Genomic DNA, 21,308 nt, shown 5'->3' with positions numbered 1-21,308 from the left:
CATGGCACGCCTGATCAAGATCCGAAAAACTGCCGATTACTTTGAGGTGTCGACGTGTATGCCTTCTTGCCACGTGAGTTGCCGGAGCAACTCTGCGCACTGACCGACCTCGCGCTTAACCTGCGCTGGACCTGGAATCATGCACTCGACGACCTGTGGAAATCGATTGACCCAGAACTTTGGGTGCGTACCCATAATCCGTGGATGATTCTGCAGAATGCTTCGCAGCAGCGTCTTGACGAACTCTGCCGAGATCCTGACTTCTCGCAGAAACTGGCGCACGCCATCGCAGAGCATCGGCGTTATCTCGACGACTCAGGCTGGTATGCACAGCAGCAAGGGGCCAGGGATTCGGCGCGGATCGCCTATTTCAGCATGGAGTACGGTTTGAGTGAGGCCTTTCCGCTCTACGCTGGCGGACTCGGTGTGCTTGCAGGAGATTACCTGAAGACGGCGAGCGACATGGGCGTTCCGATACTTGGGGTGGGTTTGCTCTATCAGGAAGGCTATTTTCGGCAATACATCGACGCGCAAGGCAGGCAGCATGAGGCCTATCCTTACAACGACGCCACCAGCCTGCCGATTCAGCCAACGATCGGAAATGACGGCGCCTGGCTGAAAATCGTGCTGCAACTTCCCGGTCGCACTTTGTATTTGCGTATATGGCAGGCCATTGTCGGACGTACGCGCCTGTATCTGCTGGACAGTAACGATCTGCGCAATGGGCCCGCCGACCGCGGTATCACCTCTAAGTTGTATGGCTGCGGCTCGGAAATGCGTTTGCTCCAGGAAGTGGTGCTCGGCATTGGTGGCTGGGCGGTACTCGACGCACTGGGTATCGACGTTGACGTGTGCCACCTTAACGAAGGTCACGCCGCACTGCTTGTGCTGGAACGTGCCCGTCGTTTTATGCACAAGATGGGAACATCGTTCTGGGAGGCATGGTGGGCAACGCGTGCAGGTAACGTATTCACAACGCATACGCCAGTGGCTGTGGGTTTCGACTTATTTCCACCCTCGCTCATTTACAAGTACGCGCGTGAGTATCTCGAAGACTGTCGCATTTCATTGCGCGAACTTCTGGCGTTGGGCCGGCGTGATCCGGCGGACGACGATGAGCCGTTCAACATGGCTTTTCTGGCATTGCGTGGGTGCGCCCAGTGCAATGCAGTGAGTCGTTTGCATGGCGAGGTCAGCCGTCAATTGTTCAGTGATCTTTATCCACGCTGGCCGCTTCAAGAGATACCTGTAGGGCACATTACCAACGGCGTCCATGTGCCATCCTGGGATTCGGTGTGGTCTGATCACCTTTGGACTAGCACCTGTGGCAAGGAACGTTGGCTCGGCACGGTGGAGTCTCTCTCAGGGACGGTCTCCCACAGTGATGACAGGGCCTTGTGGACGATGGCCGCCGAGCAACGCCGCGATCTGGTGCATTACACGCGTCACCGTTTGGCATGGCATCTTGGACAGCGTGGCGAGTCACCTCAGCGGGTCGAAGAAGCCGCGCAGGTGCTCGATCCCAATTGCCTTACGCTCGGCTTCGCGCGGCGATTCACCGACTATAAGCGACCGAATCTGTTGCTGCATGACCCGGAGCGCCTGAGCCGCCTGCTAACCGATGAGCATCGACCGGTCCAACTGATCATCGCCGGTAAAGCCCATCCCAGTGACGAGCAGGGCAAGCAGCTGATCCAGGCATGGATGGAGTTTGTTCATCGTCCAAATCTGCGAAGGCATGTCGTGTTCCTGGAGGATTACGACATTGAACAGGCCCAACATCTGGTGCAAGGCGTCGATGTCTGGATCAATACACCGCGACGACCATGGGAAGCCTGTGGCACCAGTGGGATGAAGGTTCTGGTCAATGGCGGACTTAACCTGTCCCAACTGGACGGTTGGTGGGCGGAGGCGTACCAGCCCACCTGCGGTTGGGCAATCGGCGACGACGCCCCCAGCGACGATGTAGCCGACGCCGAGTGCTTGTACCGCCTGCTCGAAGAAGAAGTAGTGCCCACCTTTTACACACGCGACACGCAGGGAATTCCACGAGACTGGGTGCAACGCATGCGCGCCAGCATGTCGCAACTGGGGCCGCAATTCAGTAGCAATCGCATGCTGCTCGAATACCTGGATTGTTGTTACCAACCGGCGATCCAGGCGTTCCGACGCCGTAGCAAGGATAAGGCCGAACTCGCACGTGGGCTTCATGCCTGGCACAAGGCGGTTGCCTTGGGATGGGACAACATACATTTCGGCACGGTCGATGCGAAACACGACGGCGAGTGGCTGTACATCAGCGTACCGGTCTATCTGGGGGAGATCGCACCGGAGTGGGTAAGGGTGGAACTCTATGCCGCCCCGTGCGATGGACACCCGGCAGAATGCCTGCCGATGAACGCCGTCGGCCCCATACCCGGCGCCATCCAAGGCTATATCTTTGCCATCTCGGTCGCTGCCACGCGGCCCGTGGATGGCTACACCCCACGGGTACGCGCCTGGCACTCAGACGCCTTTCTGCCAGCGGAAAATGCACTAATTGCATGGCAACGTTGACGCTGGCTTGCCTTCACTTGACAGGTCTCAACGTATTACCCGGAAGGCTTTTATTAACGCTCGGGAACGCACCAGGTCAGTGACTCGTCGAGGACTGTTCATTGCCTGCCATGTGGACACCTGTGGCGCCCATTATCATTGACTAACCACCTGGACACCCTCTGGTAGCTTCGACTGCATCATTTCTCTTCTATCCAGTTTGCGTCCGTCCACGACAAAGGAACCATCACCCACTGAATGAAGGGTTCGTGTCTCTTTGCGTGACTCATCGATGTAGGCGGCGAGGCCTTCGAGGACAACAATATTGTGTTTCTCGATGATATCGACAACCTTGCATTCGATATTGGCCAGGCACTCCTTGATCAAGGGTGACCTGACATGTTTGCCTTTCACGGGCGTCAATCCGAAGGTTGCAAACTTGTCTGTGTCGGCACCAGAACAGGTTCCCACACCAATAACGCAATCGATCAAATCGACAGTGGGGATTGAAATGACGCACTCCTTGGTTTTCAGAAGCGCGGCGTACGAATAGTTCCAGGGCCCGGTGGTGATGGCAAAAATCGGCGTGAAGCCCATCACCATGGTCCACGAGATGGTCATGATGTTGTTCTTGCGGCCATCATTTGTGGTGACGAAGACCACCGGGCCTGGCTCCATCAGTGTGAATGCTGTGTTGATTTTCATCTTTTTCAACGTCAGGCACTCCCCATTGTCTTTGATCGGCCTCTTCATCTGCTCAAACGGTATCGAATGCTCCACTTTCAGCCAGCAAGGTGGCTATCAGGGCGGTGCTGTCGATTACGTGCACGTGCTGCGTCACGCACTCGGGGACAGGCGAAATGGAGGCACGCTGTCAGAGATCGCAATGTGCTCGAAAAGCGGCTTGTCGAACAGATGGCTGCCCGCCGTGAACAAACCATGGGTCGCCGCGGCAAACAATCGGCTGGCTCCACCCTTTTGACAGGCAAGGCCCGCATGCTTCAGCGTTTCACCGGTACTGATCAGATCGTCGAAAACAATGGCTGTCTTACCCGATACGTCGCCCACCAAAAGGGCGCCTGTCAGCGTCGCGTGAGCACGGTGCTTTTCCATCAGCGCACTGCCCACTGAGCGTCCCAGATGTCGTTCGAGGGCCTGACGAAACTGTTCGGCGCGCTTGGCACCACCGGAATCCGGGGACACCGCCACCACGTCGGTGTCGCCGACGAACCTGGCGAAATGCTCGGCGAATAATTCTGTGCACTGCACGTTCCACGTCGGAATGCGAAAGGCATTGTCGAACGCGGCCGGATTATGCACCTCCAGGGCAACCAGACGATCAACGTGGCAGGCTTCAATCATGGCCGCCAGGTAGCGGGTGATCGTTGGGTCTTGAGGTTGGCTGCGACGATCTTTGCGTCCGTAACAGAGATAGGGCGTTACGACTTGCACATGGCGAGCGCCGGCATCCTTGAGTGCTCCGCAAAAGAACAACAGGCGACACAACTTATCGTTAGCGCTCTGCCGGTCATCCCCATACAAAGCATGGAACACCACGACCTCGCGACCGTTAACCGATGCCAGCGGTCGGCATTTATGTTCGCCATCTTCATAGTCGCGCTCTTCATGCAGGGCCAGTTGGCAGCCAAGCCGCTGCGCGACGCGGGTTGCATAGTGCTCACTGCCTTGCAGGGCAAAAAGAAGCGGGCGGTCGGTGAGCATGCATTGGCTCCTTTGAGGCTTGTCGAACAGTTGCGCCGTCATCGGACAGCACCATGCCGCAACACTTCAATGCAGAACTCCATTTCGTAGGGCGGGACGTTGCATTCGACGATGTCATGGGCGGCAACTTGCAGGTGCACGCCGACAATGTCGGCACGGATCGGTTGCTGGCAAACATGCCGGTCAACCAATACCGCAGTGTAGACCCGACGGGCCCCCAGCTGCGCCAGATAGGCACAGGTGCGCAGAAGGGAGTGGCCTTCAAAAAGCACATCGTCGACAACAAGCAGGGTGGTATTGGCAAGGTCCAGCTCGCCCAGAAGTGGGTTCTCAGTCAATTCCGTCTGTGCATGCAGGACCTTGAGGTCATCGGCATAACGCTTGACCTTCAGGGGGTAAAGCGGCAGTTCTGGCTGGCCGGTCTGACGCGAAAGATGCTGCTGTAAGCGCTGTGCCAGCGGCTCGCCGCGACGCTGGATGCCAATCAGTGCCGATTGAGCGGGCGGCAACAATATCGCCGCTTGGCGCGCCATCGCCTGCAGCACACCATCGAGTTCATCGCTGTCGTACAAGCGCAACCGCTGACTCGCAAGTTGGGTCGACATTGTCGTCTCCTGTCGAAAGCCGGTGCGGTGGGGGCATCACACCATCAAGGAACCGGCAAGCATCAAAGTCCTGAGCACAGCAAAAATGCCGTCCCATTTTGCCAACGTAATCCTGCTCGGCCCGGCCCTGTTGATATTGATCAAGTACGGTTAAATGAAAGCCGATCCATGACCTGCATTGGTCCAATGAACGGCGTTACGCGGGGATTTGATATAAATCAACGCCAGGGCGACATCAACAGAGGACGCTGAATCAACGCGGGTGCCTGATCCGGCGCAGGCGTTACGACTAGTCTCAGCAATGGGGCAGCGATGGACGTCGAGTCCCCCTGTATGGAGTCAGATCATGAGCCAATATCAACGCTTGTTACTCATCATCAACCCGGCCCTGCGCCATTCCCCAGCGATAAACCATGCGGCCGCTCTGGCCAAGGCCAGCGGCGCGGGCTTGCATATTGCTGCGCTTGTAAAGCCGTTGGAGATACTGTCACTGCTTGACGAAGGCGTGCAGGAAAAAGCCCGGGAAAGCTACCTTCAGGACCATCGCGACTGGCTGAAAAACCAGGCAACCAATCTCAACGCGCTGGGGCTCAAAGTGACGACAGAGGTGATGTGGGCCGACGACATGAAGCAAGACATTCTTGATCACGTCACGGAAATGCAGCCCGACCTGCTGATCAAGGAAGTGCAGCACGAATCAGCGCTCAAACGCGCGTTCTTCACCCCGCTGGATTGGCATTTGTTGCGGCACTGCCCGATACCGGTCTATCTGGTGGGCGGCGGTGGTCATGCCTTGCCGCGCAAGGTCGTGGCGGCGGTTGACGCGTCGGATACGGCGCCTGCGGACAGCGAGCTGAACGAGCGGATCATTCAGCAAGCCACCAACCTGGCGTTGCAGTGCGATGCCGAGCTGCACCTGCTGTATGCCTGCGATCTTTCAGGGGTCTATCTGGCAGACATGGGGGGCTGGCGCTTCCAGACATCACCAAAGAGTTGCGCACCACCGAGGAACAATCGTTCAGCAAATTGGCCGGTCGGTACGGCGTCCCCTCTGACCGTCGGCATTTTGTTCTCGGACATCCGGTCGCGGCGTTGAGCGATTTTGCCAACGAGCAGCAGGTGGATGTGATCGTGATGGGCCGAGTCCAGTACCACGGCCTGGAGAAGCTGCTGGGCAGCACGACCGAACATATTCTGTACCAGGTGCCTTGCAGTGTTCTGGCGGTCTAGCCGGACAAGGCCATGGTGTAACGAAACGACAGGCGTCATCGCCTGAGGAGGTTATTCATGAGTCAAAGCCCCTCATTACAAACCACATTGGAGGACCGGGCAGAAGCCGGTCGACGCCTGGTGGAACCGTTGCTCAAATACGCCCATCGACCCGATATCATCGTCCTCGCCTTGCCCCGTGGCGGCGTTCCGGTTGCCTATGAAGTGGTCAAGGCCCTGGACGTGCGCCTGGACCTGATGCTGGTGCGCAAACTGGGCGTGCCGTCCAACCCCGAGTTCGCCATGGGTGCCATCGCCAGTGGCGGTATCCAGATCCGAAATGAAGAAGCGCTGCGGGCTCACCCGATTTCCCCGGCCGCATTCGACGCCGTGGTCGCGCGTGAAACACGGGAATTGCAGCGGCGGGAGCACCTGTACCGGGGCGCCCGGCCACCCTTGCAGCTCAAGGGGCAGGTGGTGATTCTGGTGGATGACGGCCTGGCGACGGGCGCCTCGATGATGGCGGCGATCCGCGCGGTGCGTATGCAGGCACCTGCTCGTATCGTCGTTGCCGTGCCGGTTGCTCCGCGGGAAACGGTGGACACGCTGAGCTTCGAAGTCGATGAGGTGATCTGTCCACTCATACCTGAATGGATGATGTCGATCGGGTATTGGTACTTGAGTTTCCCCCAGACCTCGGACGAAGAAGTCATTGATTTGTTGCAACGGGCCTGGCAGCGAGAGGCCTCCACCGATTCTGCCTCGCGGGAACCTTTCGATGATTAAGCCTCAATCTCGACAGCTGGAATTGCAAGAGGTTGAGTTATCGGCCGATCTGCGTCTGCCGCTGCAGACTGATGGTCTGGTGATCTTCGTGCACGGTAGCGGCAGTGGCCGTCTGAGCCCACGCAATCAGTTTGTCGCAGAGTCCTTGGCCAGGCGGGGGCTGGCGTCGCTGCTGTTCGACCTGCTCACGGAGCCAGAGCAACGCCTGGACAACCTCACCGGGGAGCTGCGTTTCGATATTGCCTTGCTCGCCAGGCGACTGGTGGACGTCATCGACTGGGTCGGTCGGGACGTGGAGTTGCACTCGCTGCGAATCGGTCTGTTCGGCGCAAGCACCGGTGCTGCGGCGGCGTTGTTGGCGGCGGCCGTGCGCCCGGAGGTGGTGCATGCGGTGGTCAGCCGCGGAGGGCGCACCGACCTGGCGGGGGCTGCATTGTCGCAGGTGAGGGCACCCACTCTGCAGATCGTAGGCGCCCAGGACCCGGTGGTGCTCGAACTGAATGATCAAAGCAGTCAGGCCTTGCAGTGTGAGCAGCAGCTGGAAATTGTGGCGGGCGCGACCCATCTTTTCGAAGAACCTGGAGCACTTGAAGAAGTCGCCAGACTCGCTGGCGACTGGTTCGAGAAGTATTTGCACGACCCCGCCTGACAACGCCTGACCGGCCTCACACGCCAAACGGATAGGTTTCGTCTTCCGGTTCGAGTCTCTGGCTTTTCGGTAGCGCCAGTGCTGTCACGGGTTGGGTCTGTTCAATCCAGATCATGGCGTCGAACTGTTCGGCCAGCGTCGCTTCGAAGTAGTGACTGCCACGCTCGGTTTCAGGGCGGTAAATCACCCCGATGGCCCGTTCCAGCAACGGTTTGGACAACACCCGGCGCAGCGCTTTGCGCGTTGGGTCTCGCCAGTCGGTCAATGACGCCGGCACACCCGCCTTGAGGAACTGGTGCTCCCAACTGTCCGGGCGAGAGGGCCGGATGTCCTTGATGAGCATGTCGCCGTCCCAGTCATCGGCTGCGGCCACCTGGCCACGGTCGGTGCTCATACCGATCAGTACGGCATCGCGCCCATAAGCACTGCGGCACAGCTGACCGATGTTGAACTGACCCTTCCAGCCCATTTCCGTCGCAGCCGCGTTGCCGATATGAGAATTGTGCGCCCAAACCACGGCTTTGGCTTGTGGACCGCGGTGCTCAAGCAGTGCCCGAAGTGTGTCGAACATGTGCCGGTCACGCAGGTTCCATGAGGCGGTCGACCCTCGATAAATCGCACGGTAATACTGTTCCGCCGCCTGCACTACCCGAGCGTTTTGCGCCGCATTGAAGAAGGCCTCGTCGTTCTGGATGAGCCCGGCCAGTTGTTCGGCCAGCATGGCGTCGAGCTGTTCAATCACCGGTTGCTCACAAGGCATCAAGCCGGCACGTTCGACGAAGTGACCATACAACGCGGGATCATCCTGCCAAGGGGTCAGACAGCCATAGCGCCGCCGGGCCTCGTGGGCCAGCTGTGGGTCGACCCGGTCCAGATAACTCAGCACCTCATGGATGGAGTTGCGCAAGCTGTAGACGTCCAGCCCGCGGAACTCGACGCGACGTTCAGTGGCGAGGGTGTGGTTGTAGAGATGCAGCCAGTGGGCGAATGCTCTCACGTCGGTGTTGCGCCACATCCAGGTCGGGAATCGGCTGAAGATGTGACGTTTCCACGCCGAGTGTGCCAACCCCCGGACATACTGGTCGACATGGCCGGCGTCCGGCCAGTCGGCTTCAACGGCCACAATGTTGAACCCGTGTTGCTCAATCAGCCTTTGGGTGATCGCTGCCCGGGTTCGATAAAAATCACTGGTGCCATGACTGGCCTCACCAATCATCACCACGCGCGCATCCGCATAGCGATCGAACATTTCACCAAAGGCGGATGAGTCCAGCGCCGGCAGAGGCTCAGCGTATTGGCGCAGAAGCGGTGCGATGGCAGCCTGGTCAATGTGCCGAGGTGAGCCATACAGGTTATCCAGCATGTCTTGGGAGGGTGTGTTCATGACCGTCGTCCCCGTAAGGGTGGGTTACCGCCAGCGGTATTGCGCTTGCGCACAACGGCCGGAGATCGATCCGCAGGTCCTCGACACATTGTGTTTAAACGCAAACTTTTGTGTCGATTCATCACCTGTTTGATTATTCCTACGCCTTGCTCCAGATGAACAATTGAGTTTCGTCAATAAAGGGTGCAAAGGCTTGAGAGAAGGTGTCGGGGGCCAGATTCCTCACCTCGCGGGCCAATAGGCCGCTTATATGAGTCACCAGATCAAGGTGCTTCAAGCGCCCCGTTGTTTTACAGGTACAGGCAGTGAATCACCTGACGGGTATCGTAGGGATCGTCGCGCGTCTCGAAGCCCAGTGATCTGGCCAGGTCGCGCATCGGGGCATTGCTGGAGGCGTCGAGCGCATACATCTGGTGAAAACCGTTCTTGCGCGCGGCCGTGATCAAATGTTCCAGCAATAACGTACCCAAACCTAGACGCTTCCATTGATCGGCGACTGTCACCGTACCTTCACACTTGTATTCGCCCGTGGCGGCATAACGGCTGACGCCGATCTCGATCAATTGGCCATTTTCGTGGACCAGTGCGATGTAAGCCAGGCACTGCTTGTTGCCGGGTTCGCTGCTCTGCATGAGAAAGCGCATGTGCCGGGACTCAGGGCACAGATGTTTGATGAAGCGGTACTCTCGCTCGCGGTCTTTTTCCGTCAGTTGCCGGATCAACACGTGACGACCATCCTTGAGCGCTTCGATCCAGTATTTCCCAGTGACTTTGGAATAGGCTTCAGAGGCCCGATCATTATGGTCTTTGACAGTGAGCATGATGCGATCCTCCAGCCGTCTTCATAGGTTGGCGCGCAGTGGCAAATCTCGCGATTCACTTCTTTCTACTCCGCTGAGTGCGCCTGAATATGATCTGGATCAGATCTCTTGTGACAGTGCACTCAATTGCCTGGATTTGATGTAAGTCAAACAGGCATAGGGCGCAACGAGTGCAGTCTTTGAACATGGCCACGCTATGGGCCGGTGTATAGACGAGGTGTGTCATGGCCCACTATCAACGCTTGCTGCTGATCGCCAACCCAAACCTCAAAGAGGCCCCAGCCTTGCTGCGTGCCATCGCCCTGGCCAGGGCCAGTGGAGCCATGCTGGATGTACGAGCCTTTATCGAACCCGCGCCCATGGCGCATGTGTGGGAAGAGAACAGAGACGAGGAGGGGGACCAGCGATATCAGCGCCATTATCTCCACTGGAGGGACCAGACACTTCAGCGTCTCAATGCACAGGGATTGGAGGTGAACGTGCAAGTTGTCTTCACCTGCGATCCACTGCTCGACATCGTGAAGTGTGTAGAAGAGCTCAAGCCCGACCTGGTCATCAAGGATGTCACGGTGGACCCGGTACTTGGACGGGTGTTCGTCACACCTCTGGATTACCATTTGCTGCGCGGGTGTCCCGTTGCGTTGCACCTGGTCAACCAGGTCCATGATGAGTTGCCTCATCAGATCGTCGCCGCTGTGGACCTGTTTGATACGGTCACACAAATCCGTGATGTGAACGATGCCATCATTCAGGCAGCTCATACGCTGGCCGTGCAATGCGACGCATCGCTGCACCTGCTTTACGCCTATGACTTATCGCCTGCATTCAATGGCGATACGCCGCTGATCACCGGCTGCTGGAATGTGGCCTTCATGGATGAGTTGCGAGCGTCCCTTTATCAGGCCTTCAACACCCTGGCTGAGCGCTATGGCATTGCTCCAGAGCGCCGGCATTTTTTCATGGGGCTGCCGATGCCGGTGATCAGTGCATTTGTCGATGATTACCAGGCTGACGTCGTGGTGATGGGCACCTTGCATCGGGTGGGTACTAATCGATTCATCGGCAGCACTATGGAGCGCGCGCTGTATTCGTTGCAGGGCAGCATTCTGGCGGTCAGACAATCAGATTCGTGTGTCGAAGAGAACATGTGATCGCAGCGTTAACGCACGCCTTGCTTCAGCCTTTTGCACTGTCTAGTCCTGAAACAGGTTTACACCTGGGTCGTCCGGGCACAACCGCGACTTCTGTTGTGTCCAGCGCTGAAATTGCGGCGCGCCGGGGACACGAAAGACATTCGAGTCCTAAGCTATACCTCGATGAGCGACAGCTGTTTTACAGCGAGGCCTGCAAATCGCTTTTGAGGAACTCACTTCGATGCTCAGTAAGTGGCTGGACCCTGTTCTGTTGCTGCTCACCGCACTGACGCTGCTGGCCGGCGGCATTGCGTATGTTGCGCAAGCACCTGATTGGGCATCGAGGTGCTGGGCCGCCGGAAGTCTGGTGATGGCTGCGGTACTGCTCCTTGAAATCGTCAGGCGCCTGGCCCGGCGCGAGGCCGGTGTCGACCTGATCGCGCTGCTGTCGATCACTGCTGCCCTGGTCTTTGATCAGACACTGGTGGCAGCGGTGATTGCCTTAATGCTGGCGACCGGACGGACCCTGGAGTTTTTCACCAAGCAACGCGCCGACCGTGAGCTTCGTGCGCTCATCGACCGGGCGCCACGTTTTGCCTGGCTGCAGGAGGAGGGCGGCTTGCGCGAGATCCCCGTTGAGCAGGTCCAGCTGAATCAGACATTGCTGGTGCGGCTGGGGAGGTGATACCGGTCGACGGTCGGTTGCTAAGTCCTGCGGCCATTCTGGACGAATCGGCGCTCAGCGGTGAGTCGTTGCCCGTCACCCGTCGAGAAGGAGAGCAACTGCCCAGCGGCGTTTCCAATGTCGGTGCGCCCATCCTGATAATCGCCACGCGAACGGCCGCGCAGAGTACCTATGCCGGCATAGTGCGGCTGGCTGAGGAGGCACGTCGTTCGCGCGCACCTTTCGTGCGCCTGGCCGACCGCTATGCATTGTTCTTCATCCCGCTGACGTTGCTGATTGCCGGATTGGCCTGGCAATTGAGTGGTGATCCTTTGCGAGCGCTGGCGGTACTGGTGGTGGCCACACCTTGCCCTTTGATTCTGGCCGTACCGATTGCCATCATGTCGGGGATTTCCAGGGCAGCGCGGCGCGGGATACTGATCAAGGACGGCGTGACCCTGGAAGCGTTGGCCGGAGTCAAGCAGGTGTTCCTCGACAAGACCGGCACGCTGACCAGCGGCCATGCCCGTCTGCAGTCGATAGAGGTCAACGGACTGGTCGATCCGCAGCGCCTGCTTGGCCTGGCCGCTTCGCTGGCGCAGGCCTCGACGCACCCTGTCTCCCAGGCCATCGTTGAGGCGGCGCATCAGCGTCAATTGCCTCTGAGCGTCCCACAGGAAGTAGAAGAAAGCCCAGGCTCTGGACTTTGTGGGCAGGTCGATGGCGTGCAGGTGCGTTTCGGCTCGTTGTCTTTTGCTCACAAAGACGCCCCTGAAACTGACTGGGTCGCCGCCATGCTGCGCCACATGGATTACCTGGCGTGCAGTGGAAGCTTCATCGACGTGGATGGGCAACTCGCGGGCCTGCTGGTTTTCTCGGACAAGGTTCGGCGCGAAACGCCGCAGACTCTGCATCGACTGCGTAATCGGGGCATCGAAAAGATAGTCATGCTCACCGGGGATCGCCTGGAAACCGCCGAGATGATTGCGCTATCTGCCGGGATTGACGAGCTGCGTGCCGGGTTGACCCCTGAGGATAAAGTGCGTGCGGTACAGGAAGGTTGCCTGCGCACTAGCACACTGATGGTCGGTGATGGCATCAACGATGCCCCGGCCCTGGCGGCGGCCACCGTCGGCGTAGCCATGGGGGCCAGCGGTGCCACTGCTTCTGCACAAGCCGCAGGTGTTGTGCTGCTGGTGGATCGTCTGGATCGTCTGGTCGAGGCGCTGGACATTGCCCGACGCACCCGCTACATCGCCCGCCAGGGTGTGCTGGTCGGCATGGGGATGTCGTTGCTGGCCATGGCGGTGGCGGCCCTCGGTTACCTGCCGCCGCTGATTGGCGCCGTGGTGCAGGAGGGTATCGACGTGGTGATTATCCTTAACGCCTTGCGGGCACTTGGGCCGATGTGGGTGCTGAGGAAACGAAAGCTTGCCGCAGAGCATATCGACCGCCTGCAAGATGAACACCAGCAACTCTCCACCGTACTGAGCGATCTGCACCAACTGGCCAATGACTTCGCCCGGCGCCCACTTTCGCAAGCACAGACCGACTTGGCGCAACTGGTCAACAAGCTGCAAACATCACTGGCGCAGCATGAACACGAAGATGAAAACATACTGTACCCGCTGCTGACGCGAAGCATGCCGGGCGAGGACCCGATGTCGGCTATGAGCCACGCTCACCGGGAGATTTTTCGTCTTATCCATTTACTGGCGCGCATGAGTAGCGACTTCAGTTCCGACCCCGCAACGGCATCTGCTGATGAGATCCAGCATCAGTTGATTCGTCTGGATACCCTCGTGCGACTGCACTTTGATCAGGAGGAGGAACTGTTTCGTTATCTGGATTGGCGCTAGAAGATCAAGTCGCGCGCGTTAGGACTACGACGTGATCGGTCACTACGCGCGCCCGGCCCGGCGTCCGTTTAGCCGTCACTGGTTGAACAGCATCACCCCTGTGGGAGCGAGCCTGCTCGCGAAGACGGAGTGTCAGTCAATGCATGTGTTTTCTGACACACCGCATTCGCGAGCAGGCTCGCTCCCACAGGGGATATTCATTGTCGGTATGACCGAGTTCCGGCTGTCGACCCCGGCAAGCTCAGTTTTCCGGTGTCCACGAAGCGCACCGTTCCAAACAAGCCGCCCGCCAGTTTGCCGCGTAACACGTAGGGAAGATTATTCAGTGTCTGCGTCTGGCTCAGCCCCAACGTCTGGCGTAACACCGAGAACGCCGAAACGCTCACCGGCACGCTCAGCACGGTTTCGGAAAAGCGTGCAATCGAGCCCGACTGATCGCTGACGCCGGACGCCAGTGGCTGGCCATTGACTTCCAGATCCAGCGCCACGCCGTTGTAGTCGATCGGCGTTTCGTTGGGGTTCTGTACCCGGATCTTTACGGCAAAGCGCACTTCCATATCCTGGCTTTGCAGCGGCTCGATGCCGACCACGTTGATGTTCAACGGATCGCGATGAGGGAAGAGGGCGCAGGCGCTCAGGGAGAGCAACAGCAGAGAAAGGATGACGGCGTGGACGCTGCGCATGTAGACGCTCTCATAAATAAAAGGGCTGAGCCGCCACGGGCTCAGCCCTCGAGCTTTCTAGCGGTTCAACTGTGCGACTGCCGCAGGCCGTGGGGGTTCACCCTTGGCCGGGACATCGGGGTTTTCCATGACCTGCAAGATCGACGCTTCCGGATCGAAATCGTCCTCTTCCAGCTCGATGAATTCCTCGGGCAGGAAGATGTTCAGCACGATAGCGCACAACGCCCCGACGGTGATCGGTGATTCGAAGATGTTGTGCAGCGCCTTGGGCAGCTCGCGCAGCACTTCGGGCACCGCTGCGACCCCCAGGCCCATGCCGATGGAAATCGCCACGATCAGCATGTTGCGCCGATGCAGACCGGCCTCGGCGAGGATCTTGATGCCGGCCACCGCCACGGTGCCGAACATCACCAGTTCCGCGCCGCCGAGCACCGGTTTGGGCATCAATTGCAGCACCGCGCCAATCATCGGGAACAGCCCCAGCAACACCAGCAGGCCGGCGATGAAGAACGCCACGTAACGGCTGGCCACGCCGGTGAGCTGGATCACTCCGTTGTTTTGCGCGAAGGTCACCATCGGCATGCTGTTGAACACCGCCGCCATGGCCGAGTTCAGGCCGTCAGCCAGCAGGCCGGACTTGATCCGGCGGATGTAAATCGGACCCTTGACCGGTTGCCGGGAAATCATCGAGTTGGCGGTCAGGTCACCGGCGGCTTCCAGCGGCGACACCAGGAAAATCACCGCCACCGGTACAAACGCCACCCAGTCAAAATTGAAGCCGTACTTGAACGGCACCGGCACGCTCATCAGCGGCACGTCGGGCAGGCTGGCGAAATTGACGTCGCCCATCAGCCAGGCCACGACGTAACCGAGGGTCAGGCCAATGACAATCGCCCCCAGGCGCAGGAACGGCACATCGACCCGGTTCAGCACCACGATCGTGCCGAGCACCAACGCCGCCAACCCCAGATGACTGGCCGCGCCAAGGTCCGCCGCGCCAAAGCCGCCGGCGATGTCGGTCATCGCGACCTTGATCAGCGAAAGCCCCATCAGGGTAATGATGGTGCCGGTCACCACGGGTGTGATCAGCATCCGCAGCTTGCCGATGAACTGGCTCAACACCACTTCGATAAATGCCGCGAAAAAGCACACGCCGAAAATCGTCGAGAGGATTTCATCGGTGCCGCCACCCCGGGCCTTGACCATGAACCCGGCGCTGAGAATCACGCTGATGAACGAGAAACTGGTGCCTTGCAGGCACAACAGGCCGGAACCGATCGGGCCGAACCGACGCGCCTGAACAAAGGTGCCCAGGCCCGAGACAAACAGCGCCATGCTGATCAGGTACGGCACTTCGCTTTGCAGGCCCAGAGCGCCGCCCATGATCAGGGTGGGCGTGATGATGCCGACAAAACTTGCCAGCACATGCTGCAAGGCGGCGAAGACCGTGGCGGTGAGGTGTGGGCGGTCGTTGAGGCCGTAGATCAGGTCGGAACGGGGCTGGGGTTTTGCGTGTTCGGAAGAGGTCACGAGGAAAGCGCCAGGGGCCAGGTCAAAAAATGGAGGCGCAGGATGCCAGCAGCGGGCACCGAGGGCAAACGATACACACGGAGCTGTGGCGAGGGAGCTTGCTCCCGTTGGGCTGCGTAGCGGCCCCGGCATTCCTTCAACCACACCTTGTGTGCAGATCTTGCGACGTCTGCGCCGCCGAACGGGAGCAAGCTCCCTCGCCACAGGTCAGTGCGTGTTCATTCAAACGCGGCGAGCAAGTCTTCTTCAAAGGCTTTCTGCGCATCCCCCGGCACCTGGGCACGATGGCGCGCCAGATGAAACGCCACATCAAAACTCAGGTCATCCCGGCGCACGGCGCGCAGCAAACCTTTGTCTTCCCAGCTGCGGGCAAAATGTTCAGGCAAATAGCCGACATGCTTGCCGGAAAGGATGAAGGCGAGGGTGCCTTCGACCTGCTCGGACCGTGCCGAACATAATTTGCCTTGAAACGGCTCGTCACTGCGCAGAAAACGATAGGGATGATCGACCCGGTCGCACGCCTGCAACGCCAGATCGTCCGGCGCGTCGTCGGTGAACAACGGATGACCCGGGGCGCAGTACAGGTGCTGGGTTTCGCTGAACAGTTCGCGGTAGTCAAATGCGCTTTGCACTTGGGAGAAATAGCCGATCGCCAGGTCCAGCCGTTGTTGCAGCAACAGGCGTTCCATTTCGCCGGGCATGGCGCTCATCAACTCGATGCGCACCGATTCGTCCCGTTCACGAAAGCGACGGATGGCATCGGCGACTTTTTGCAGCACCGATTGATCAAGCGCTTCGGACAAACCCAGGCGCACTTCGCCGATCAACCGACCCGCCACACCGTTGGATTGATGACGGAACGCTTCGATGGACTCAAACAGCCCGCGCGTCGCGCTCAGCAACTGTTCGCCCTTGGGCGTGACCCGGAATCCACCCTTGCCGCGACTGCACAAACGATAGCCGAGCCGGGTTTCGAGTCTGGCCATTTGCTGGCTGATGCTCGACTGGCTCGACCCCAGTTCACCTTGCGCTGCGCTGAACCCGCCGCATTCCACCACGCGGACAAACAGGCGCAGCAGTTGCAGGTCGAGGTCGTGGAGTTGACCGAGCATCAAACATTACTCCGCAATAAAGTCAGGTTAACAAACTTGGTATTTCGCCAATGTATCCGAGGGCGCACGCTGCAACCACTTCCTCTGGTCAGGTGTTCGTCATGGCTCCCGTATTCAAACTGGGTTTACCCGCGCTCTTTCTCGCCATGGCCGCGTCGGCCCAGGCAGAGGAAAAAACCCTCAACCTCTACAGTTGGGCCGATTACGTGCCGCCTGAAACCCTGCAGCATTTCGAAAAGGAAACCGGCATTCATGTGCGTTACGACACGTTCGATTCTTCGGAAGTGCTGGAAACCAAACTGCTCACCGGCGGCAGCGGTTATGACGTGGTGGTGCCGTCCTCCAGCGTGCTGGCCCGTGGTCTGGCGGCCGGTGCGCTGAAGGAGATTCCCCACGAAGGGCTCAAGGGCTACGCCAACCTCGACCCGGACCTGCTGGAAAAACTGGCGGCCGTCGACCCTGGCAATCGTTATGGCGTGCCGTATACCTGGGGCACGCTGGGGCTGGGGATGAACGTCGAGGCGGTGCGAAAACGCTTGCCCGATGTGCCGCTCAACAGCCTCGATCTGCTGTTCAAACCGCAATACGCCGGCAAGCTGAAGGACTGCGGCATTGCGATTCTCGATTCGCCCCAGGAAGTGATTGGCCTGGCGTTGCACTATCTCGGTAAAGATCCCTACAGCACCGACAAGGCAGATCTGACCGCCGCCGAGGCGTTGTTGCATCAGTTACAGCCCAATGTGCTGTACGTCGCCACCGGGCGGCAGATCAGCGATCTGGCCAATGGCAGCGTGTGCCTGGCCTTGACCTATAACGGCGACGCCAGCATGGCCGCCGACCAAGCGCGCAAGGCCAACAAACCGTTCGAGGTGGCCTACCGGATTCCGAAGGAAGGCACGCTGGTCTGGCAGGACAACCTGGCGATACCCAAGGACGCGCCACACCCCGAAGCGGCTCGGGCATTCATTGAATTCATGTTGCGCCCCGAGTCCGTCGCGGCGCTGACCAACACGCTGTTCTTTGCCACGGCCAACCGTGCAGCGACGCCACTGGTGGACGAAGCCGTGCGGACCGACCCGGACATCTACCCCTGGCCGACACCCGCGAACGGCTGTACGCCGACCGCAGCATGAGCCTTAAGGACATGCGCTCGCGCACTCGCCTGTGGACCACTTTCCGTAGCCGCCAATAAATAACAAGGAGATCCCATGGACGTCCCGATTCAAAACGATCAGGCCCTGACCCGCGACAGCCTCTTCGGTACTGCCGCCGAAAGTACTTACGCCGGTATCACCAGTTTCATGCGTCGTCGCTACAGCCGTGATTTGCGCGGCGTCGACGTGGTGGTCAGCGGTGTGCCGTTCGACACCGCCACCAGCAACCGTCCCGGTGCGCGCTTCGGCCCGCGCGGCATTCGCGCCGCATCGACCGGGATTGCCTGGGAACGTCACTGGCCATGGACGTTTGACCCGTTCGATCATCTGGCGGTCATCGACTATGGCGATTGCGCCTTCGATTACGGCTCGCCGCACGCGGTGCCGGAAAGCATCGAGGCCCACGCCGAGCACATCCTGAACGGCGGTTGCGCAATGCTGACCTTCGGCGGTGACCACTTCGTCAGTTATCCGCTGCTCAAGGCCCATGCGCGCAAACATGGCCCCCTGTCGTTGATTCACTTTGACGCCCACAGCGATACCTGGCCGGACGAAGAGGGCAAGCGCGTCGATCACGGGACGATGTTCTGGCACGCGGCCAAGGAAGGTTTGGTGGATCCGTCGCGCTCGGTGCAGATCGGCTTGCGCACCACCAATGATGATCACCAGGGCTTCCAGGTACTGGATGCGCGGCAGGTGCATCGGCAAGGATGTGAGGCGATTGTCGAGGCGATTCGTGCGCGGGTGGGGATAACCCGGTGTACCTGACTTTCGATATCGATTGCCTCGACCCGGCGTTCGCACCGGGCACCGGAACGCCGGTGTGTGGAGGCTTGAGCACGGTGCAGGCGCTGGAAATTCTCGGCGGGTTGCGCGGGATCAATCTGGTGGGGATGGACGTGGTGGAAGTCGCGCCGGCCTACGACCATGCGGACATTACGTCACTGGCGGCGGCGACATTGGCGATGGAGATGCTGTGCCTGTATGCGGCCAGGCACAAAATAGACCGGTAAGACGCCTTCTTGTGGCGAACACAAAGTCTGTGAACGCCACAATCTGTAGGAGCGAGGCTTGCCCGCGAAGCTTTTTCAGGCCACTGGAATGATTGGCAGGTCAAGGGTTTCAGCCCCGGTATACCGCGCCGCCGAACCAGCAATCGTTTCATGTGGCACGCCCTTCGGCACGTTGCTGACCCCATCAAGCCGCGACAACTGCTCCGGGCTCAATTGCACCGTCAACGCGCCCAATGTCGCATCCAGTTGCTCACGAGTGCGCGAACCCAGAATCGGAATCAGCGCCGTCGTCGAACGCTTGGCCTTTTCCCGCAGCCAGGCAATGGCCACATGAGTAGGCGTGGCTTCAAGCTCCGCTGCCACTGCGAGCAAGGTGTCGAGCAGGGCGGTTTCGTGGGCGCTTTTCTCGGTGTGGACCAGCATGCCGAGTTTGGCGGCGCGGTTGTTGTCATCATTGCTGCGGTACTTGCCCGTGAGAAACCCGCCACCCAGCGGCGACCAGATCGTAGCCGCCAGCCCGAGCGCTTCGGCCATCGGCAGCAACTCACGTTCGGCGGTGCGTTCGGCCAGGCTGTATTCGGCCTGAATCGCTGCAATCGGCGCGAAACCGCGTACTTCGGCCAGGACATCGGCGCGAGCAATGCGCCAGGCCGGGAAATTCGACAGCCCGGCGTAGTGAATCTTGCCGGCGCGCACCAGGTCGTCGAAGCCGCGCAGGATCTCTTCCATCGGCGTCACGCCGTCACTGATGTGCGCCCAGAACAGGTCGATGTGATCGGTGTTGAGCCGTTTCAGGCTTTCTTCCACGGCACGAACCATGTTCTTGCGGCTGTTGCCGGTGTGGGAAATGCCCGCGGCTGGCGTGGTACCCATGGTGTATTTGGTGGCGATAACCAGGCGATCGCGTTCCGGTGCGATGAACTCGCTGAGCATGGCTTCCGACTGGCCGGCCTGATAACCGTTGGCGGTGTCGATGAAGTTGCCGCCGGCTTCCAGATAACCGTCGAAAATGCGCTTGGCTTCGTCACGCTCGGCGCCATGCCCCCAGCCGGTGCCGAAGTTACCGGCGCCCAGCGCCAGTTCCGAAACCCGCAAGCCGGTTTTGCGGCCGAAGACTTTGTAATGCATGAGGTAACTCCTGAGGAACGACGCCGGGGGTGATTTAAATTACTAGCAACATGTATTTAATATGATGCGAGTAATATGGCTCATCAAGGCGCTTTTCCAGGCAGGGCAAAACAGCTGACCACCAGGGCGGCGCTCCTGCCAACTTCTGACAGCGGCCTCTGCTAAGCTCCGACGACTTTCCAGGAAAGAGCCTGCCGATCGTGTCGCGTACCACTCGTTTACTCACGTTGTTGCAAGTACTGCGGGGTAAAAGTCGTCCGGCCACGGCCGCGACGCTCGCCGGGGAATTGCAGCTTTCCGAACGCACGTTGTACCGCGACATCGCCGAGTTGACCGCGCTGGGCGCACCCATCTTCGGCGAAGCAGGGGTCGGTTACGTGTTGCGCAGCGGGTTGTTCCTGCCGCCTCTGATGCTCAATGCCGACGAAACCGAAGCCATCGTGCTCGGATTGCGTTACGTCGATCAGCGTGGCGACGAGGTGTTGAGCAAAGCCGCGGCCGATGCCCTGGCGAAGATTGCCGCCGTGTTGGCGCCTGAAGCTCAGGATGCATTGCGCAACCCGACGGTGTTGCCGGGCCCGCGCGGCTATGGGTATCCGCAAAACGCCGTGCCGTTGAACGTGTTTCGCCAGGCGATTCGCGATCAATCCAAGCTGAACATCGATTATGCAGACGCTCAACAGGTGCCCAGTCAGCGGCTGATCTGGCCATTGGCGCTGGGTTTTCTCAATGAGGTGCGGATCATTGTCGCCTGGTGCGAATTGCGCAGTGCCTACCGCACGTTTCGTACCGACCGGATCTCGGCCGCTCACGAGCAGGGCGAGCGCTATCCGGGGCGACGCAGCGACCTGTTGCGCACCTGGCACAAGCAGATGCAACTGGATGACGCCGGGCGTTTCACTCCTGACAAGAATTGACACAGACCTGTTCTAGCATGGCTCCAGAATCAAACAACAAGGAGCCGCACCCATGTCCAATCCAGCCTCTTCACTGGCACCCGCCATCGCCGCCTACATTGCTGCCGCCAATGCCCGCGACACCTCGCGGGTCGGCAGTTTTTTTGCTGAGGACGCCAACGTGTTCGATGAGGGCCAACACCGGATCGGCACGCAAGCCATCGCCCAATGGATGCAAGACACCGCGCAGCGTTATGAACCACGGGTCGAAGTGCTCGACGTTCAGCAACGTACCGGCAAAGTCCTGGTGCACAACCTGATTTCCGGGACCTTTCCCGGCAGTCCGCTGGAACTGCGCTACATGTTCCGCCTCAACGAGCAGGGCAAGATCGCCCGGCTGGACATCTCTCTGTAAACCCGAGCGC

Annotated in this window: 14 protein-coding genes and 5 pseudogenes; 10 read left to right on the top strand and 9 right to left on the bottom strand. The window is 59.5% G+C overall.

Translation table 11 applies throughout. From position 1 onward, the window contains the following. Window positions 1-54: 54 nt before the first annotated feature. A complete protein-coding gene (gene glgP / locus HP062_RS06065; protein ID WP_172791066.1) occupies window positions 55-2,556 on the top strand; it encodes an alpha-glucan family phosphorylase in 2,502 nt (833 codons plus the stop codon). 135 nt (window positions 2,557-2,691) lie between these two features. On the opposite strand, the gene HP062_RS06060 is transcribed toward glgP, so the two are convergent. From HP062_RS06060 to HP062_RS06050, 3 genes and pseudogenes are all read right to left on the bottom strand, one after another. After that, window positions 2,692-3,240: a flavin reductase family protein gene (locus tag HP062_RS06060; RefSeq protein WP_197678990.1), complete on the bottom strand. Its 549-nt coding sequence runs from the start codon at window positions 3,238-3,240 to the stop codon at window positions 2,692-2,694. Window positions 3,241-3,292: 52 nt separating this feature from the next. Continuing rightward, window positions 3,293-4,257, bottom strand: a pseudogene (locus HP062_RS06055) (ribose-phosphate diphosphokinase). Between the two features lie 38 nt (window positions 4,258-4,295). Continuing rightward, the gene (locus HP062_RS06050; protein WP_010460612.1) at window positions 4,296-4,862 is read right to left on the bottom strand and encodes a phosphoribosyltransferase family protein; all 567 of its coding nucleotides are present in this window, start codon (window positions 4,860-4,862) and stop codon (window positions 4,296-4,298) included. A gap of 346 nt (window positions 4,863-5,208) precedes the next feature. Here HP062_RS06050 and HP062_RS06045 point away from each other — a divergent pair. From HP062_RS06045 to HP062_RS06035, 3 genes and pseudogenes are all read left to right on the top strand, one after another. Beyond that, a pseudogene (locus HP062_RS06045) lies at window positions 5,209-6,092 on the top strand (universal stress protein). Window positions 6,093-6,149: 57 nt separating this feature from the next. Continuing rightward, window positions 6,150-6,857, top strand: coding sequence for a phosphoribosyltransferase (locus HP062_RS06040; protein WP_172791065.1), 708 nt, complete (start codon window positions 6,150-6,152; stop codon window positions 6,855-6,857). After that, the gene (locus tag HP062_RS06035; protein ID WP_172791064.1) at window positions 6,850-7,506 is read left to right on the top strand and encodes a dienelactone hydrolase family protein; all 657 of its coding nucleotides are present in this window, start codon (window positions 6,850-6,852) and stop codon (window positions 7,504-7,506) included. The genes HP062_RS06040 and HP062_RS06035 overlap by 8 nt, the downstream gene beginning before the upstream one ends. A gap of 16 nt (window positions 7,507-7,522) precedes the next feature. Here HP062_RS06035 and HP062_RS06030 read toward each other — a convergent pair whose 3' ends face one another. Both HP062_RS06030 and HP062_RS06025 read right to left on the bottom strand, forming a co-directional pair. Next, on the bottom strand, window positions 7,523-8,890 hold the full coding sequence (locus HP062_RS06030; protein WP_077747783.1) for an erythromycin esterase family protein: 1,368 nt from the start codon (window positions 8,888-8,890) through the stop codon (window positions 7,523-7,525). A 290-nt stretch (window positions 8,891-9,180) separates the two neighbouring features. Continuing rightward, a complete protein-coding gene (locus HP062_RS06025; protein ID WP_010460601.1) occupies window positions 9,181-9,711 on the bottom strand; it encodes a GNAT family N-acetyltransferase in 531 nt (176 codons plus the stop codon). A gap of 224 nt (window positions 9,712-9,935) precedes the next feature. Here HP062_RS06025 and HP062_RS06020 point away from each other — a divergent pair, with 224 nt between their 5' ends. Then, complete coding sequence (locus HP062_RS06020) at window positions 9,936-10,862, top strand: universal stress protein (protein WP_172791063.1); 927 nt, start codon at window positions 9,936-9,938, stop codon at window positions 10,860-10,862. A gap of 223 nt (window positions 10,863-11,085) precedes the next feature. Next, window positions 11,086-13,367, top strand: a pseudogene (locus tag HP062_RS06015) (heavy metal translocating P-type ATPase). 197 nt (window positions 13,368-13,564) lie between these two features. Here the strand turns inward: HP062_RS06015 and HP062_RS06010 are convergent. The 3 genes from HP062_RS06010 to HP062_RS06000 all read right to left on the bottom strand — a co-directional run bounded on the left by HP062_RS06010 (window position 13,565) and on the right by HP062_RS06000 (window position 16,692). Then, window positions 13,565-14,050, bottom strand: coding sequence for an LEA type 2 family protein (locus HP062_RS06010; RefSeq protein ID WP_010460595.1), 486 nt, complete (start codon window positions 14,048-14,050; stop codon window positions 13,565-13,567). Window positions 14,051-14,107: 57 nt separating this feature from the next. Further along, complete coding sequence (locus tag HP062_RS06005; RefSeq protein ID WP_083376673.1) at window positions 14,108-15,580, bottom strand: nucleobase:cation symporter-2 family protein; 1,473 nt, start codon at window positions 15,578-15,580, stop codon at window positions 14,108-14,110. 218 nt (window positions 15,581-15,798) lie between these two features. Then, complete coding sequence (locus HP062_RS06000) at window positions 15,799-16,692, bottom strand: LysR family transcriptional regulator (protein WP_172791062.1); 894 nt, start codon at window positions 16,690-16,692, stop codon at window positions 15,799-15,801. Window positions 16,693-16,793: 101 nt separating this feature from the next. Between HP062_RS06000 and HP062_RS05995 the strand changes: the two are divergent. Both HP062_RS05995 and speB read left to right on the top strand, forming a co-directional pair. After that, window positions 16,794-17,884: pseudogene (locus HP062_RS05995) on the top strand (polyamine ABC transporter substrate-binding protein). A gap of 16 nt (window positions 17,885-17,900) precedes the next feature. Further along, window positions 17,901-18,859 (top strand): annotated as a pseudogene (gene speB / locus HP062_RS05990) (agmatinase). 75 nt (window positions 18,860-18,934) lie between these two features. Here the strand turns inward: speB and HP062_RS05985 are convergent. Next, window positions 18,935-19,987: an aldo/keto reductase gene (locus HP062_RS05985; RefSeq protein WP_154912199.1), complete on the bottom strand. Its 1,053-nt coding sequence runs from the start codon at window positions 19,985-19,987 to the stop codon at window positions 18,935-18,937. Window positions 19,988-20,187: 200 nt separating this feature from the next. On the opposite strand from HP062_RS05985, the gene HP062_RS05980 reads away from it, so the two are divergent. Then, window positions 20,188-20,904, top strand: coding sequence for a YafY family protein (locus HP062_RS05980; RefSeq protein ID WP_172791061.1), 717 nt, complete (start codon window positions 20,188-20,190; stop codon window positions 20,902-20,904). Between the two features lie 52 nt (window positions 20,905-20,956). Beyond that, the gene (locus tag HP062_RS05975) at window positions 20,957-21,298 is read left to right on the top strand and encodes a nuclear transport factor 2 family protein (protein ID WP_077747789.1); all 342 of its coding nucleotides are present in this window, start codon (window positions 20,957-20,959) and stop codon (window positions 21,296-21,298) included. The last annotated feature ends 10 nt before the right edge of the window (window positions 21,299-21,308 follow it).

It is taken from the genome of Pseudomonas sp. B14-6 (assembly GCF_013260315.1).
Classification (GTDB): Bacteria; Pseudomonadota; Gammaproteobacteria; order Pseudomonadales; family Pseudomonadaceae; genus Aquipseudomonas; species Aquipseudomonas mandelii.
The sequence above is the reverse complement of the archived record's forward strand: the minus strand, read 5'-3'. Positions and strand labels throughout refer to the sequence as shown.